Consider the following 16,515-nt stretch of genomic DNA (forward strand, 5'->3'; position numbering starts at 1 on the left):
ACATGGGACTCGAAGAAAAACTGCCGAGCGGCTTCCTGCTGACCACCGTCGAGCAGGCCGCGGGCTGGGTGCGCAAGTCGTCCGTCTTCCCCGCCACGTTCGGCCTCGCCTGCTGTGCCATCGAGATGATGACCACCGGCGCCGGCCGCTACGACCTGGCGCGCTTCGGCATGGAGGTCTTCCGCGGATCGCCCCGGCAGGCGGACCTGATGATCGTCGCGGGCCGGGTCAGCCAGAAGATGGCGCCGGTGCTGCGGCAGGTCTACGACCAGATGCCGAACCCGAAGTGGGTGATCTCCATGGGGGTCTGCGCCTCCTCGGGCGGCATGTTCAACAACTACGCGATCGTCCAGGGCGTCGACCACATCGTCCCGGTCGACATCTATCTCCCCGGCTGCCCGCCGCGGCCCGAGATGCTGATGGACGCCATCCTCAAGCTCCACCAGAAGATCCAGGGTTCGAAGCTGGGCGTGAACGCCGAGGAAGCGGCCCGGGAGGCGGAGGAGGCGGCGCTCAAGGCCCTGCCCACGATCGAGATGAAGGGGCTGCTGCGGTGAGCGACGCGAACAACACCGCGGGTGACGCGAACGGGGTCAACCCCGAGAAGGAGCTGTCCGCGGAGAACCTCCCGGGCCAGCGCGGCCAGGGCGGCGAGGAGATCCGCGTCCAGCGCGGGATGTTCGGCGCGAACAACGGCGGCGACACCTCCGGCTACGGCGGCCTGGTCCGCTCCGTGCGGCTGCCCGGACCGGCGAGCAGGCCCTACGGCGGCTGGTTCGACGAAGTCGCCGACGAGCTGGAGGGCGCGCTGGAGGAGCAGGATCTCCTGCCCGCCAACGCCATCGGGAAGACGGTCGTCGACCGGGACGAGCTGACCTTCCACATCGAGCGCGAGCACCTGGTCCGCGTCGCCCGCACCCTGCGCGACGACCCGGCCCTGCGCTTCGAACTGTGCACCGGCGTCAGCGGCGTCCACTACCCGCACGACAAGGGCCGTGAGCTGCACGCCGTCTACCACCTGCGCTCGATCACCCACAACCGGCTGATCCGCCTCGAGGTGAGCGCCCCCGACAGCGACCCGCACATCCCGTCGCTGGTCCCCGTCTACCCGACGAACGACTGGCACGAGCGCGAGACGTACGACTTCTTCGGCATCGTCTTCGACGGTCACCCGGCCCTGACGCGGATCATGATGCCGGACGACTGGCAGGGCTTTCCGCAGCGCAAGGACTATCCCCTCGGCGGCATCCCCGTCGAGTACAAGGGCGCCCAGATCCCGGCTCCGGACCAGCGGAGGTCGTACTCGTGAGCAGCACACAGTCAGCGTCGGCGGCCTCGGCGCGCGAGACCACCGAGGGCACCGTCTACACGGTCACCGGTGGCGACTGGGACGAGGTCGTCCAGTCCGCGGCCCGCGCCGACGACGAGCGCATCGTCGTCAACATGGGCCCGCAGCACCCGTCCACCCACGGCGTGCTCCGTCTGATCCTGGAGATCGACGGCGAGACGGTCACCGAGGCCCGCTGCGGCATCGGATACCTGCACACCGGCATCGAGAAGAACCTCGAGTACCGGACCTGGACGCAGGGCACCACGTTCGTGACGCGCATGGACTACCTGACGCCGTTCTTCAACGAGACGGCGTACTGCCTGGGCGTCGAGAAGCTCCTCGGCGTCGAGGACCAGATCCCGGACCGGGCCTCGATCATCCGGGTCCTGCTGATGGAGCTGAACCGGCTCTCCTCGCACCTGGTCTGCATCGCCACCGGCGGCATGGAGCTGGGCGCCACCACGATCATGATCTACGGCTTCCGCGACCGCGAGCTGATCCTCGACATCTTCGAGCTGATCACCGGCCTGCGGATGAACCACGCGTTCATCCGGCCGGGCGGACTCGCCCAGGACCTGCCGCCCGGCGCGGTGGACCAGATCCGCGAGTTCGTGAAGACGATGAGGAAGAACCTCCCGGAGTACGACAAGCTCGCCACCGGGAACCCCATCTTCAAGGGTCGCATGCAGGACGTCGGCTACCTCGACCTGGCCGGCTGCATGGCGCTCGGCGCCACCGGCCCGGTCCTGCGCTCCACCGGCCTGCCGCACGACCTGCGCAAGAGCCAGCCGTACTGCGGCTACGAGACGTACGACTTCGACGTCCCGACCGCCGACACCTGCGACTCCTACGGCCGCTTCCTGATCCGGCTGGAGGAGATGCGCCAGTCGCTGCGGATCGTCGAACAGTGCCTGGACCGGCTCCAGCCCGGCCCGGTCATGGTCGCCGACAAGAAGATCGCCTGGCCCGCCCAGCTCGCCCTGGGCCCGGACGGGCTCGGCAACTCCCTCGACCACATCAAGAAGATCATGGGCACCTCCATGGAGGCCCTGATCCACCACTTCAAGCTGGTCACCGAGGGCTTCCGCGTACCGCCGGGACAGGCGTACACGGCGGTCGAGTCGCCCAAGGGCGAGCTGGGGGTGCACGTCGTGTCCGACGGCGGCACCCGCCCCTTCCGGGTCCACTTCCGCGACCCGTCCTTCACCAACCTGCAGGCCATGGCGGCGATGTGCGAGGGCGGCCAGGTCGCCGACGTCATCGTCGCCGTGGCATCCATCGACCCCGTGATGGGAGGCGTCGACCGGTGACCACCTCTTCTTCGGAGCGGGGCGTCAGCCTGGGCATGCCGGAACTGCCCGCGCCCGCCTACCCGGACGACGTCCGGGCCCGGCTGGAGACCGACGCGCGCGAGGTCATCGCCCGCTACCCGGACTCCCGGTCCGCCCTCCTGCCGCTGCTGCACCTGGTGCAGTCGGAGGAAGGCCACGTCACGCGCACCGGCATGCGGTTCTGCGCGGACGTGCTCGGCCTCACCACGGCCGAGGTGACCGCGGTCGCCACCTTCTACTCCATGTACCGGCGCAGGCCGAGCGGCGACTACCAGGTCGGCGTCTGCACCAACACGCTCTGCGCGGTCATGGGCGGCGACGCGCTCTTCGAGTCCCTCCAGGAGCACCTGGGCGTCGGCAACGGCGAGACCACCGAGGACGGCAAGGTCACGCTGGAGCACATCGAGTGCAACGCGGCCTGCGACTTCGCGCCGGTCGTGATGGTGAACTGGGAGTTCTTCGACAACCAGACCCCGGCGAGCGTGCGGCGCCTCGTCGACGACCTGCGCGCGGGACGGACGGTCACGCCCACCCGGGGCGCACCCCTGTGCACCTTCAAGGAGACCGCCCGGATCCTGGCGGGCTTCCCCGACGAGCGGGACGGCGCCGTCGCGGCCGGCGGCAGCGCGGGTCCCGCCTCCCTGGCCGGACTGAAGCTGGCCAAGGGCGAGGCGACCGCCGCGCGCGTGGTGCACCCGCGGGACGGCGGGCCGCACGACGCGTCGCAGGACCGCGCCGCGCACGACCCGTCCCCGACGGAACACCTCAGTTCGCACGACGCGCCGCAGGACACATCGGCGTCCGACCCTTCCCACCCGGCAGGGCCCACCGCCGAGGAGGGGGAGTGATGACCGTGGCAGCCGAGATCAAGGACACCAGCCCGGAGAAGCTGCTCGCACCCGTGCTGTCGGCCTTCTGGGACGAGGACGAGTCCTGGACCCTGGACGTCTACCGGAGGCACGAGGGGTACGAGGGGCTCCGCAAGGCGCTGGCGATGTCGCCGGACGACCTGATCGCGTACGTCAAGGAATCAGGTCTGCGCGGACGCGGCGGCGCCGGCTTCCCGACGGGGATGAAGTGGCAGTTCATCCCCCAGGGAGACGGCAAGCCCCACTATCTTGTTGTCAACGCCGACGAGTCGGAGCCGGGGACCTGCAAGGACATCCCGCTCCTCTTCGCGAACCCGCACAGCCTCATCGAGGGCATCGTCATCGCGTGCTACGCCATCAGGTCGTCGCACGCCTTCATCTACCTGCGCGGCGAAGTCGTACCGGTGCTGCGGCGGCTGCACGAGGCCGTGCGCGAGGCCTACGCGGCCGGCTTCCTCGGCGAGAACATCCTGGGCAGCGGACTCGACCTCGAACTCACCGTGCACGCGGGCGCGGGCGCGTACATCTGCGGTGAGGAGACCGCGCTGCTCGACTCGCTCGAAGGCCGCCGGGGTCAACCGCGGCTCCGTCCCCCCTTCCCCGCTGTGGCCGGCCTCTATGCCTGCCCGACTGTGGTGAACAACGTCGAGTCCATCGCGTCGGTTCCCGCGATCCTGCACAAGGGCAAGGACTGGTTCAGGTCGATGGGCAGCGAGAAGTCCCCGGGCTTCACGCTCTACTCGCTCAGCGGCCACGTCGCGGGCCCCGGCCAGTACGAGGCCCCGCTCGGCATCACGCTGCGCCAGCTCCTCGACATGAGCGGCGGCATGCGCCCCGGCCACCGGCTGAAGTTCTGGACACCGGGCGGCTCCTCGACGCCGATGTTCACCGACGAGCACCTCGACGTCCCCCTCGACTACGAGGGAGTGGGCGCCGCGGGTTCCATGCTCGGCACCAAGGCGCTCCAGTGCTTCGACGAGACGACCTGCGTCGTGCGCGCCGTCACCCGCTGGACCGAGTTCTACGCCCACGAGTCCTGCGGCAAGTGCACACCCTGCCGCGAGGGTACCTACTGGCTCGTCCAGTTGCTGCGCGACATCGAGGCCGGCAAGGGCGCGATGTCCGACCTCGACAAGCTGAACGACATCGCCGACAACATCAACGGCAAGTCCTTCTGCGCCCTCGGCGACGGTGCCGCCTCGCCGATCTTCTCCTCGCTCAAGTACTTCCGCGAGGAGTACGAGCAGCACATCACGGGCCGCGGCTGCCCCTTCGACCCGGCCAGGTCGACGGCCTGGGCGGACCACCGTACGGAGGTGAACGCATGACTGTGACCACCAGCTCTCCCTCCGGCGGGGGAGAGGCGGCGGTCCCGCCGGAGGACCTCGTGTCGCTGACGATCGACGGCGTCGAGATCAGCGTGCCCAAGGGCACCCTGGTCATCCGGGCCGCCGAGCAGCTCGGCATCGAGATCCCCCGCTTCTGCGACCACCCCCTCCTCGACCCGGCCGGCGCCTGCCGGCAGTGCATCGTCGAGGTCGAGGGCCAGCGCAAGCCCATGGCGTCCTGCACCATCACCTGCACGGACGGGATGGTGGTGAAGACCCACCTCACCTCGCCCGTCGCGGAGAAGGCGCAGCACGGGGTGATGGAGCTGCTCCTCATCAACCATCCGCTGGACTGCCCGGTCTGCGACAAGGGCGGCGAGTGCCCGCTGCAGAACCAGGCCATGTCCCACGGCCAGGCCGACTCCCGCTTCGAGGGGAAGAAGCGGACCTACGAGAAGCCCGTGCCGATCTCCACGCAGGTGCTCCTCGACCGCGAACGGTGCGTGCTGTGCGCCCGCTGCACCCGGTTCTCCAACCAGGTCGCGGGCGACCCGATGATCGAGCTGATCGAGCGCGGCGCGCTCCAGCAGGTCGGCACCGGCGAGGGCGACCCCTTCGAGTCGTACTTCTCCGGCAACACCATCCAGATCTGCCCGGTCGGCGCGCTCACCTCGGCGGCCTACCGGTTCCGCTCCCGCCCCTTCGACCTGATCTCCTCGCCGTCGGTGTGCGAGCACTGCTCCGGCGGCTGCGCGACCCGCACCGACCACCGGCGCGGCAAGGTCATGCGGCGCCTCGCGGCCGACGACCCCGAGGTCAACGAGGAGTGGATCTGCGACAAGGGCAGGTTCGCCTTCCGGTACGCGCAGCAGCGGGACCGGCTGACGACGCCCCTGGTGCGCAACGCCGAGGGCGACCTGGAACCGGCCTCCTGGCCGGAGGCGCTGCAGATCGCCGCGCAGGGACTGCTCGCCTCGCGCGGCCGGACCGGTGTGCTGACCGGCGGCCGGCTCACCGTCGAGGACGCCTACGCGTACAGCAAGTTCGCGCGCGTGGCGCTCGACACCAACGACATCGACTTCCGCGCGCGCGTGCACAGCACCGAGGAGGCGGACTTCCTGGCCTCCCGGATCGCCGGCCGCGGCCGGGACCTCGACGGCACGGGCGTCACCTACACCGCGCTGGAGAAGGCCCCCGGCGTCCTGCTCGTCGGCTTCGAGTCCGAGGAGGAGGCGCCCGGCGTCTTCCTGCGGCTGCGCAAGGCCTGGCGGGGACACGGACAGAAGGTGTTCTCCCTGGCCACCCACGCCACGCGGGGTCTGGAGAAGGCAGGCGGCACGCTGCTGCCCGCCGCTCCCGGCACCGAGACCGAGTGGCTGGACGCGCTCGCGAGCGGGGCCGGTCTCGCGGACGACGGAGCACGGGCCGCCGAGGCGCTGCGCGCCCAGGGGGCCGTGATCGTGGTCGGTGAGCGGCTGGCGTCCGTGGCCGGCGGCCTGACCGCCGCCGTACGCACCGCCGCCGCGACCGGCGCCCGGCTGGTGTGGATCCCGCGGCGGGCCGGTGAGCGCGGTGCCGTCGAGGCGGGCGCGCTGCCGTCGCTGCTGCCGGGCGGGCGCCCGGCGACCGACCCCCGCGCGCGTGAGGAGGTCGCCGCCGTCTGGGGCCTGGCCGACCTTCCGCACCGCTACGGGCGCGACACCGGCGAGATCGTCGAGGCCGCCGCCCGGGGCGAGTTGCAGGCGCTGCTGGTGGCGGGCGTGGAGGTCACCGACCTGCCCGACCCGGCACGCGCGCGTGCGGCCCTGGCCGAGGCCGGGTTCGTGGTGTCGCTGGAGCTGCGGCCCAGCGAGGTCACCGCACTCGCCGACGTGGTGCTGCCCGTCGCGGCGGTCGCCGAGAAGGCCGGGACCTTCCTCAACTGGGAGGGCCGGGTGCGCTTCTTCGAGGCCGCGCTCAAGCCCGACCAGATGACCCGCCGTCTCGCGCCCACCGACGCCCGCGTCCTCCAGATGCTGGCCGACGCCATGGACGTGCATCTGGGCCTGCCGGACCTGCGCACCACGCGCGCGGAGATCGACCGGCTCGGTCCCTGGGGCGGGCCGCGGGCCACTGATCCGCTGCACACCGCGGGCGCGCTGCCCCGGCCGGCCGCCGGAGAGGCCGTCCTGGCCGGGCACCGGCTGCTGCTCGACCAGGGCGTCCTCCAGCAGGGCGACGAGGCGCTCGCCGGCACCCGGCACGCCGCACGCGCGCGCCTGTCGGCCGCCACGGCCGCCGAGGCGGGTGTCAAGGACGGCGACCTCCTGGCGGTGACCGGCCCGGCCGGGTCCGTCGCACTCCCGCTGCAGGTCACCGAGATGCCCGACCGCGTGGTCTGGCTCCCGCTGAACTCGGCCGGCGACGGCGTCGCCTCGGACGCCGGGGTGCTGCCCGGCTCCCTCGTCCGCATCGGCCCGGCGACGCTCGCGGGCACGGCCCCCAAGGAGGTGGAGGCATGAGCCCGTACCTCGCCGCGGAAGACCTCTCGATGTTCGGCACCGACCCCTGGTGGCTGGTCGTCGTCAAGGCGGTGTTCTGCTTCGCCTTCCTGATGATCACCGTGCTGTTCTCCATCGTGTGGGAGCGCAAGGTCGTCGCCTGGATGCAGCTGCGCATCGGCCCGAACCGTCACGGCCCCTGGGGCATGCTCCAGTCGCTCGCCGACGGCATCAAGCTGATGCTCAAGGAAGACCTCGTCGTCAAGCGCGCGGACAAGGCCGTGTACGTCCTCGCGCCGGTCGTCGCGGCCATCCCGGCCTTCATGGCGATCGCCGTGATCCCCTTCGGCCCGGCCGGCAACGAGGTCTCGATCTTCGGCCACCGCACCGCCATGCAGCTCACCGACCTGCCGATCGCGATGCTCTTCATCCTGGCCGTCGCCTCGGTCGGCATCTACGGCATCGTGCTCGCGGGCTGGAGCTCCGGCTCGACGTACCCGCTCCTCGGCGGTCTGCGGTCCTGCGCGCAGATGATCTCCTACGAGATCGCGATGGGCGCCGCGTTCGCCTCGGTGTTCCTCTACTCGGGGTCGATGTCGACCTCGGAGATCGTCTCCCAGCAGACCGACCGCTGGTACATCCTGCTGCTGCCGGTCTCCTTCATCCTCTACATCGTCACGATGATCGGCGAGACCAACCGCGCCCCCTTCGACATGCCGGAGTCCGAGGGCGACCTGGTGGGCGGCTTCAACACCGAGTACTCGTCGATCAAGTTCGCGATGTTCATGCTCGCCGAGTACGTGAACATGGTGACGGTCTCGGCGGTCGCCACCACCCTCTTCCTCGGCGGCTGGCGGGCCCCCTGGCCGGTCAGCACCTTCTGGGAGGGCGCCAACCACGGCTGGTGGCCGCTGCTGTGGTTCGTGGTCAAGGTCCAACTGCTGCTGTTCTTCTTCATCTGGCTGCGCGGCACGCTCCCCCGGGTCCGCTACGACCAGCTGATGAAGCTCGGCTGGAAGGTCCTCATCCCGGTCTCCCTGGTCTGGCTGATGCTCGTCGCGACGGTGCGGGCCCTCAGGAACGAGAACTACGACTTCGCCGAGATCGCCCTCTACATCGGCGGCGGCGTCCTGGTCCTGCTGCTGCTCTCCTTCGTCGTGGACATGTACCGCGACAAGGGCGGGAAGGGCGAGGGCCCCGACGGGGGCGAGGCCGGGGAGCCGGCCGCCTTCGACCCGATGGCCGGCGGGTTCCCCGTACCGCCGATGCCGGGACAGGAGTTGCCGCCGGTGCCCAGGCGCCGTCCGCGCCGGGAGCGGGAGCTGATTGTCAGTGGCGGGCCCGACACTCAGAGTGACGGATCTCTGGGCGGATCTACGGATGGAAAGGAGGCGTCCGATGGCTGAGGAACCGAAGGAGACCACCCCCGGTTTCCAGAACCCCGTGGCCGGCTTCGGCGTGACCTTCAAGGCCATGTTCAAGAAGCGGCTGACCGAGCAGTACCCGGAGCAGGAGAAGACCACCGCTCCGCGATTCCACGGACGGCACCAGCTCAACCGCCATCCGGACGGCCTGGAGAAGTGCGTCGGCTGCGAGCTGTGCGCCTGGGCGTGTCCCGCCGACGCCATCTACGTGGAGGGCGCGGACAACACCGACGAGGAGCGCTACTCGCCGGGTGAGCGGTACGGCCGCGTCTACCAGATCAACTACGCCCGCTGCATCCTGTGCGGCCTGTGCATCGAGGCGTGCCCCACGCGCGCGCTGACGATGACCAACGAGTTCGAGCTGGCCGACTCCAGCCGCGCCAACCTCATCTTCACCAAGGACCAGCTGCTCGCCGGTCTGGAGGAGGGCATGGTCGACTCGCCCCACGCCATCTACCCGGGCACGGACGAGCAGGACTACTACCGCGGCCTGGTCACCGAGGCGGCCCCCGGCACCGAGCAGCAGGTCGCGCACTCCAGGGGCGAGGTCGTCCAGGAGGGCGACTCGACCTTCGGCGGGACCGAGCCGGCGTCGGAGGGGGTGGTCCGCCGATGACCGGGCAGCTCGCCGCCGCGGCGACCCTCTCCGCCGGCACCTCCACCGGAGAGGCCGTCCAGTTCTGGATCCTCGGCACCGTCGCGGTGATCGGCGCCCTGTGCACCGTCTTCATGAGGAAGGCCGTGCACAGCGCGCTCTGCCTCGCCGGGACCATGATCGTCCTGGCGGTGTTCTACCTCGCCAACGGCGCCTACTTCCTCGGCATCGTGCAGATCGTCGTCTACACCGGCGCGATCATGATGCTGTTCCTCTTCGTGGTGATGCTCGTCGGCGTCACCGCGGCGGACTCCCTGAAGGAGACCATCAAGGGCCAGCGCTGGCTGGCCCTGCTGTCCGGGCTCGGCTTCGGCATCCTCCTGATCGGCGGCATCGGCAACGCGTCCGTCTCGGAGTTCACCGGCCTCGCCCAGGCGAACGCGAACGGCAACGTGGAGGGCATCGCCTCCCTCATCTTCACCAAGTACGTGTTCGCCTTCGAGATCACCGGCGCCCTGCTCATCACGGCCGCCGTCGGAGCCATGGTGCTCACCCACCGGGAGCGCACCGAGCGGGCCGCCACCCAGCGCGAACTGTCCGAGCGGCGCGTCCGCGAGGGCACGCACCTGCCGCCGCTCCCCGCCCCCGGCGTCTACGCCCGGCACAACGCGGTCGACATCGCGGGCCTGCTGCCCGACGGCACCCCGTCCGAGCTCACCGTCAGCAAGACGCTGCGCGAGCGGGGCCAGATCCGCGACGTGTCGAGGGAGGCGCTCAACGATCTGAAGGCGCTGGAGCAGCGGGCCGAGGAGCGCCTGGGGCGCAAGGCGGTCGGGCCGGCCGACTCCAAGCGGTCCGAGGAGGCGTCGAAGTGAACCCCGTCAACTACCTCTACCTCGCGGCCCTGTTGTTCACCATCGGCGCCACCGGCGTGCTGATCCGGCGCAACGCGATCGTGGTCTTCATGTGCATCGAGCTGATGCTCAACGCCTGCAACCTCGCGTTCGTCGCCTTCTCCCGCATGCACGGCAACCTCGACGGCCAGATCATCGCCTTCTTCACGATGGTCGTCGCCGCCGCGGAGGTCGTGGTCGGGCTCGCGATCATCGTGTCGCTGTTCCGTTCCCGCCACTCGGCCTCGGTCGACGACGCCAGCCTGATGAAGCTGTGAGGGGTCGCTGAATCGTGGAAAATCTGATTGCGCTGCTGGTGGCGGCGCCCTTGCTCGGAGCGGCGGTGCTGCTGTGCGGCGGACGCCGGCTGGACGCCGTCGGCCACTGGATCGGCACCCTGCTGGCCGCCGCGTCCTTCGTGATCGGCGTCGTCCTCTTCGCCGACATGCTCGGCAGCGGCGCCGAGGACCGCACCCTGACGCAGCACCTGTTCAGCTGGATCCCGGTGGAGGGCTTCCAGGCCGACGTCGCCTTCCGGCTCGACCAGCTGTCGATGACGTTCGTCCTGCTGATCACCGGCGTCGGCTCGCTGATCCACCTGTACTCGGTCTCGTACATGGAGCACGACGAACGGCGGCGCCGCTTCTTCGGCTACCTCAACCTGTTCCTCGCGGCGATGCTGCTGCTCGTCCTCGCCGACAACTACCTGCTGCTGTACGTCGGCTGGGAGGGCGTCGGCCTCGCCTCCTACCTGCTGATCGGCTTCTGGCAGCACAAGCCGAGTGCCGCCACCGCCGCGAAGAAGGCCTTCCTGGTCAACCGCGTCGGTGACATGGGCCTGTCCATCGCGATCATGCTGATGTTCCTGTGGTTCGGCACCTTCGCCTTCGGGCCGGTGCTCGGCGGCCACGGGGAGGCGGGGCTCGCGGGCGCGGCCGACGAGGGCAAGCTCACCGCGATCGCCCTGATGCTGCTGCTCGCCGCCTGCGGCAAGTCCGCCCAGGTCCCGCTCCAGTCCTGGCTCGGGGACGCGATGGAGGGCCCGACCCCGGTCTCCGCCCTCATCCACGCCGCGACCATGGTGACGGCGGGCGTGTACCTGATCGTCCGCTCCGGCGCGATCTTCAACGGCGCGCCCGACGCCCAACTGGTCGTCGTCATCGTCGGCGCGGTCACGCTGCTGTTCGGTGCGATCGTCGGTTGCGCCAAGGACGACATCAAGAAGGCGCTGGCCGGGTCGACCATGTCGCAGATCGGCTACATGGTGCTGGCGGCCGGGCTCGGCCCGATCGGCTACGTCTTCGCGATCATGCACCTGGTGACGCACGGCTTCTTCAAGGCCGGGCTCTTCCTCGGCGCCGGCTCCGTCATGCACGGCATGAACGACGAGGTCGACATGCGCCGCTACGGCGGCCTGCGCAAGTACATGCCGGTCACCTTCGTCACCTTCGGCCTCGGCTACCTCGCCATCATCGGCTTCCCGGGCCTGTCCGGCTTCTTCTCCAAGGACATGATCATCGAGTCGGCGTTCGCCAAGGGCGGCACCGAGGGTTGGATCCTCGGCGGCGTGGCCCTGCTGGGCGCGGCCATCACCGCGTACTACATGACGCGCGTGATGCTGATGACGTTCTTCGGCGAGGAGCGCTGGCGCAACGCTCCGACGGCGTCGCCCGCGGCCCCCGACGTGGAGTCCGCGGCGGAGACCCGCGGCGAGACCGCTTCCGCTCATGCCGCTGCCGCGGCGGGGCCGCCGCACCCGCACGAGTCGCCGAAGCTCATGACGATCCCGATGATCGTGCTGGCCGTCGGCTCGGTCTTCGGCGGCGCGTTCTTCAGCATCGGCGACCGGTTCGTGCACTGGCTGGAGCCCATCACCGGGCACGACCACGGGCACGCGCCGATCAGCGCCCTCACGGTCACCATCTCCACGGTCGCCGTGATGGTCATCGGCGTGGCGGCCGCCTGGGCGCAGTACGGCCGCCGTCCGGTCCCGGCCGTCGCCCCGCGCGGGTCGCTGCTCACCCGGGCCGCCCGGCGCGACCTGCTCCAGGACGACTTCAACCACGTCGTCCTGGTCCGCGGCGGCGAACACCTCACGCGCTCGCTGGTCTACGTCGACCACACCCTGGTCGACGGGGTCGTCAACGGCACGGCGGCCTCCGTCGGCGGCCTGTCCGGGCGGATGCGCAAGCTGCAGAACGGGTTCGCGCGCAGTTACGCGGTCTCGATGTTCGGCGGTGCGGCGGTCCTCGTCGCCGCGACCCTGCTGATGAGGGCGGTCTGATACCGATGTCCTTTCCCCTGCTGACGCTCACGGCGGCGCTCCCGGCCGTCGGGGCCATCGCCACGGCCGCCGTGCCGGCCGCGAAACGCACGGTGGCCAAGTGGCTGGCGCTGCTCGTCTCGCTGGGCACGCTGGCGCTGGCGATCGCGGTGCTGGTCCGCTTCGACCCCGGCGGCGACCGGTACCAGCTCACCGAGTCCCACTCCTGGATCGCCGACTTCGGCGTCCGGTACGAACTGGGCGTGGACGGCATCGCGGTGGCGCTGATCGCCCTGACCGCCCTGCTGATCCCGTTCATCATCCTCGCGGGCTGGCACGACGCCGACCCGCTGGAGACCGGCAGCAGCCGGTGGCGGCCGACGCAGGGCTTCTTCGCCCTGATCCTGGCCGTCGAGGCGATGGTGATCATCTCCTTCGAGGCCACCGACGTCTTCCTCTTCTACATCTTCTTCGAAGCCATGCTGATCCCGATGTACTTCCTCATCGGCGGCTTCGGGGACCGGGCCCACGAGCACGGCGAGAAGACGGCGGCGACGCAGCGGTCGTACGCGGCCGTGAAGTTCCTCCTCTACAACCTGGCCGGCGGACTGATCATGCTGGCCGCGGTGATCGGGCTGTACGTGGTCGCCGGGAACTTCTCCCTCACCGAGATCGCCGCGGCCCGGGCCAGCGGTGAGCTGGACATGGCGACCAGCACCGAGCGGTGGCTGTTCCTCGGCTTCTTCCTCGCCTTCGCGGTGAAGGCGCCGCTGTGGCCGCTGCACACCTGGCTGCCCAACGCCATGCAGGAGTCGACCGCGCCGGTCGCCGTGCTCATCACGGCGGTCGTCGACAAGGTCGGTACCTTCGCGATGCTCCGCTTCTGCCTCCAGCTCTTCCCCGAGGCGAGCAAGTGGGCGACGCCGGTGATCCTCGTCCTGGCGGTCATCAGCATCATCTACGGAGCGCTGCTCGCGGTCGGCCAGCGCGACATCAAGCGGCTGATCGCCTACGCGTCGATCTCGCACTTCGGCTTCATCATCATGGGCATCTTCGCGATGACCAGCCAGGGCCAGTCCGGCGCGACGCTCTACATGGTCAACCACGGGATCTCCACCGCCGTGCTGATGCTGATCGCCGGCTTCCTGATCTCCCGGCGCGGCTCGCGGCTCATCGCCGACTACGGCGGAGTGCAGAAGGTCGCCCCGGTGCTCGCGGGCACCTTCCTGATCGGCGGTCTCGCGACGCTCTCCCTGCCGGGCCTCGCGCCCTTCGTCAGCGAGTTCCTGGTCCTGGTCGGCACGTTCACGCGCTACCCGGTGATCGGCATCATCGCCACCTTCGGCATCGTGCTCGCCGCGCTCTACACCCTCGTCCTCTACCAGCGGACGATGACGGGTCCGGTGAAGCCCGAGGTGAGCGCGATGCCCGACCTGCGGGTGCGGGAGCTGGTGGTCGTGGCGCCACTGGTGGCGCTGCTGATCTTCCTGGGCGTCTTCCCGAAGCCCCTCACGGACATCGTCAACCCAGCGGTGGAGCAGACCATGTCCGACGTACACAAGAAGGACCCCCAGCCTGAGGTGGAGGCGGCCAAGTGAGCGCAACAGCCGTCCACAGCCTGTGGACAACGGCGGCGACGGCGGCCGATCCGATCTCGAAGATCGACGCGCCGAAGATCGAGTACGGGCAGCTGTCGCCCACCCTGATCATCATCGGCGCGGCGATCGTCGGCATCCTGATCGAGGCCTTCGTACCGCGCAGGTCCCGCTACTACGTGCAGATGTTCGTGGCCGCCGTGGCGCTCGTCGCCGCGTTCGCTGCGGTCGTCGCGCTCGCGGCGGGCGGATACGGCACGACCAAGGCCGGCATCGCGGCGATGGGCGCCATCGCCGTCGACGGACCGGCCCTGTTCCTGCAGGGCACCATCCTGCTGGCGAGCCTGGTGGGCCTGTTCACCTTCGCCGAGCGGCGGCTCGACCCGGAGGCCCACGGCAACCGCGTCGACTCCTTCGCCGCGCAGGCCGCGGCCGTGCCGGGCAGCGAGAGCGAGCAGAAGGCGGTGAAGGCCGGGTTCACCACCACCGAGGTCTTCCCGCTGCTGATGTTCGCCGTCGCCGGCATGCTGGTCTTCCCGGCGGCCAACGACCTCCTGACCCTCTTCGTGGCCCTGGAGGTCTTCTCCCTCCCGCTGTACCTGCTGTGCGCGCTGGCCCGCCGCAAGCGGCTGATGTCGCAGGAGGCCGCGGTCAAGTACTTCCTGCTCGGGGCGTTCGCCTCCGCGTTCACCCTGTTCGGCATCGCCCTGCTCTACGGCTACGCGGGCTCCATGTCGTACGGCACGATCGCGCAGGTCGTCGACGGCACCGTCCAGAACGTCACACCGGCGCTCGCGGACACCATGGGCAACGACGCGCTGCTGCTCGTCGGCGCCGCGCTGATCGTCATGGGTCTGCTGTTCAAGGTGGGCGCGGTGCCGTTCCACATGTGGACCCCGGACGTGTACCAGGGCGCGCCGACGCCGGTGACCGGATTCATGGCGGCGGCCACCAAGGTCGCGGCCTTCGGCGCCCTGCTCCGCATCCTGTACGTCGTCCTGCCCGGCCTGCGCTGGGACTGGAGGCCGGTGATGTGGGCGGTGGCGATCGTCACCATGCTGGCCGGCGCGATCGTCGCGATCACGCAGACGGACATCAAGCGGCTGCTGGCGTACTCGTCGATCGCGCACGCGGGCTTCATCCTCGCCGGCGTCATCGCGACCACGCCGGACGGCATCTCGTCCGTCCTCTTCTACCTGGCCGCGTACTCCTTCGTGACGATCGGCGCCTTCGCGGTGGTCACGCTGGTGCGCGACGCGGGCGGCGAGGCGACGCACCTGTCGAAGTGGGCCGGGCTCGGCCGCAGGTCGCCCCTGGTGGCGGCCGTGTTCGCGGTGTTCCTGCTGGCCTTCGCGGGCATCCCGCTCACGTCCGGCTTCTCCGGCAAGTTCGCCGTGTTCAAGGCGGCGGCGGAGGGCGGCGCGGCCCCGCTGGTCGTGATCGGTGTGATCTCGTCGGCGATCGCGGCCTTCTTCTACATCCGCGTGATCGTGCTGATGTTCTTCAGCGAGCCCCGGCCGGGCGGCCCGACCGTCGCGGTGCCGTCGCCGCTGACGATGACGGCGATCGGCGTGGGCGTGGCGGTCACGGTGGTGCTCGGGGTGGCGCCGCAGTACTTCCTGGACCTGGCGGGACAGGCGGGCGTCTTCGTGCGCTGACGCGCCTCTCGCCGGTACGGCGGACCGCGGCGGCCCGGCACCCTCGGGGGGTGCCGGGCCGCCGCGTGCGTGTGAGGGCTACTCCCCGTTCCGGCGTGCCTTGATGGCGGTCAGGTCCAGGTCCATCGGGAAGGGGGCGCTCACCTTCATGCGCTCACGGAAGATGCCGACACCGACGTAGGCGCCGGTGGCGGGCTCCAGCTCGAAGGCGTGGACGACGGCGAGACCCTTCTCGTTCTCCACGCGCCAGTAGTGGGTGATGCCGGCGCGGGCGTACTTCAGGGGCTTGGTCTCGCGGTCGCGGGAGAGGGACTCGGCGGAGACGACCTCGATGGCCAGGGTGACGGACTCGGCGGGATAGCGGGTCTGCTCAGGGTCGTCGACCACGTCGCCGTGCACGACGATGACGTCCGGCTCGGGCCGGTTCTGCCGGTCGATGTCGATGGTGAACTCGCGAATGACCTCGAACTCCGCCGGGGCGAGGGATTGAAGCTGCCATTCGAAGAAGCTCACCGCGCGTGAGTGGAAGAGGGTCTGCGGACTCACGAAAACGAGGCTCCCGTCGATCAGCTCCGTATGCGGAGGCAGGTTCGGAAGCCGGTCCAAGTCGTCCGCCGTCCAGCCGCCCTCCGGCGGGACAGGCCAGTCGGGTGTGGACGCCCTCGGTGCGACGCTCATCAGTGCTCCCATGGGACGGAGTCTCGCGGGTGCCATCAGACTATCCGCCGAAAACGGGCGAGTCTCCCGCG

The 16,515-nt window shown here is 70.1% G+C and carries 14 protein-coding genes; 13 read left to right on the forward strand and 1 reads right to left on the reverse strand.

Features of this window, described 5'->3' with window-relative positions; genetic code table 11:
* The first annotated feature begins 2 nt into the window (after positions 1–2).
* From ACGF5T_RS00250 to nuoN, 13 genes are read left to right on the forward strand one after another with little or no spacing between them, the layout of a single operon-like run.
* Positions 3–557 (forward strand): NADH-quinone oxidoreductase subunit B family protein, encoded by a 555-nt coding sequence (locus ACGF5T_RS00250; protein ID WP_005313804.1) that lies wholly within the window; start codon positions 3–5, stop codon positions 555–557.
* On the forward strand, positions 554–1,309 hold the full coding sequence (locus ACGF5T_RS00255; protein ID WP_392886381.1) for an NADH-quinone oxidoreductase subunit C: 756 nt from the start codon (positions 554–556) through the stop codon (positions 1,307–1,309). The genes ACGF5T_RS00250 and ACGF5T_RS00255 overlap by 4 nt, the downstream gene beginning before the upstream one ends.
* Positions 1,306–2,640: an NADH-quinone oxidoreductase subunit D gene (locus ACGF5T_RS00260; protein WP_356609228.1), complete on the forward strand. Its 1,335-nt coding sequence runs from the start codon at positions 1,306–1,308 to the stop codon at positions 2,638–2,640. Before ACGF5T_RS00255 ends, ACGF5T_RS00260 begins: the two co-directional genes overlap by 4 nt.
* Positions 2,637–3,509 (forward strand): NADH-quinone oxidoreductase subunit NuoE, encoded by an 873-nt coding sequence (gene nuoE / locus ACGF5T_RS00265; RefSeq protein WP_356609226.1) that lies wholly within the window; start codon positions 2,637–2,639, stop codon positions 3,507–3,509. Before ACGF5T_RS00260 ends, nuoE begins: the two co-directional genes overlap by 4 nt.
* The gene (gene nuoF / locus ACGF5T_RS00270) at positions 3,506–4,858 is read left to right on the forward strand and encodes an NADH-quinone oxidoreductase subunit NuoF (RefSeq protein ID WP_356609224.1); all 1,353 of its coding nucleotides are present in this window, start codon (positions 3,506–3,508) and stop codon (positions 4,856–4,858) included. Before nuoE ends, nuoF begins: the two co-directional genes overlap by 4 nt.
* On the forward strand, positions 4,855–7,359 hold the full coding sequence (locus ACGF5T_RS00275) for an NADH-quinone oxidoreductase subunit G (RefSeq protein WP_361014210.1): 2,505 nt from the start codon (positions 4,855–4,857) through the stop codon (positions 7,357–7,359). Before nuoF ends, ACGF5T_RS00275 begins: the two co-directional genes overlap by 4 nt.
* Entirely contained in the window at positions 7,356–8,744 is a 1,389-nt protein-coding gene (gene nuoH / locus ACGF5T_RS00280; RefSeq protein ID WP_356609220.1) for an NADH-quinone oxidoreductase subunit NuoH, read from the forward strand. The genes ACGF5T_RS00275 and nuoH overlap by 4 nt, the downstream gene beginning before the upstream one ends.
* Positions 8,737–9,378, forward strand: coding sequence for an NADH-quinone oxidoreductase subunit NuoI (gene nuoI, locus ACGF5T_RS00285; protein WP_356609218.1), 642 nt, complete (start codon positions 8,737–8,739; stop codon positions 9,376–9,378). Before nuoH ends, nuoI begins: the two co-directional genes overlap by 8 nt.
* On the forward strand, positions 9,375–10,232 hold the full coding sequence (locus tag ACGF5T_RS00290) for an NADH-quinone oxidoreductase subunit J (RefSeq protein WP_356609216.1): 858 nt from the start codon (positions 9,375–9,377) through the stop codon (positions 10,230–10,232). Before nuoI ends, ACGF5T_RS00290 begins: the two co-directional genes overlap by 4 nt.
* The gene (gene nuoK / locus ACGF5T_RS00295; RefSeq protein ID WP_003974374.1) at positions 10,229–10,528 is read left to right on the forward strand and encodes an NADH-quinone oxidoreductase subunit NuoK; all 300 of its coding nucleotides are present in this window, start codon (positions 10,229–10,231) and stop codon (positions 10,526–10,528) included. Before ACGF5T_RS00290 ends, nuoK begins: the two co-directional genes overlap by 4 nt.
* A gap of 14 nt (positions 10,529–10,542) precedes the next feature.
* Positions 10,543–12,534: an NADH-quinone oxidoreductase subunit L gene (gene nuoL, locus ACGF5T_RS00300; RefSeq protein WP_356609214.1), complete on the forward strand. Its 1,992-nt coding sequence runs from the start codon at positions 10,543–10,545 to the stop codon at positions 12,532–12,534.
* Positions 12,535–12,539: 5 nt separating this feature from the next.
* Entirely contained in the window at positions 12,540–14,111 is a 1,572-nt protein-coding gene (locus ACGF5T_RS00305; protein WP_356609212.1) for an NADH-quinone oxidoreductase subunit M, read from the forward strand.
* On the forward strand, positions 14,108–15,766 hold the full coding sequence (gene nuoN / locus ACGF5T_RS00310; RefSeq protein WP_361014218.1) for an NADH-quinone oxidoreductase subunit NuoN: 1,659 nt from the start codon (positions 14,108–14,110) through the stop codon (positions 15,764–15,766). The genes ACGF5T_RS00305 and nuoN overlap by 4 nt, the downstream gene beginning before the upstream one ends.
* A 78-nt stretch (positions 15,767–15,844) precedes the next feature.
* On the opposite strand, the gene ACGF5T_RS00315 is transcribed toward nuoN, so the two are convergent.
* Positions 15,845–16,444, reverse strand: coding sequence for a Uma2 family endonuclease (locus tag ACGF5T_RS00315; RefSeq protein ID WP_366768883.1), 600 nt, complete (start codon positions 16,442–16,444; stop codon positions 15,845–15,847).
* Positions 16,445–16,515: the final 71 nt, after the last annotated feature.

This window comes from Streptomyces sp. NPDC047853 (assembly GCF_043204535.1).
Taxonomy (GTDB): Bacteria; Actinomycetota; Actinomycetes; order Streptomycetales; family Streptomycetaceae; genus Streptomyces.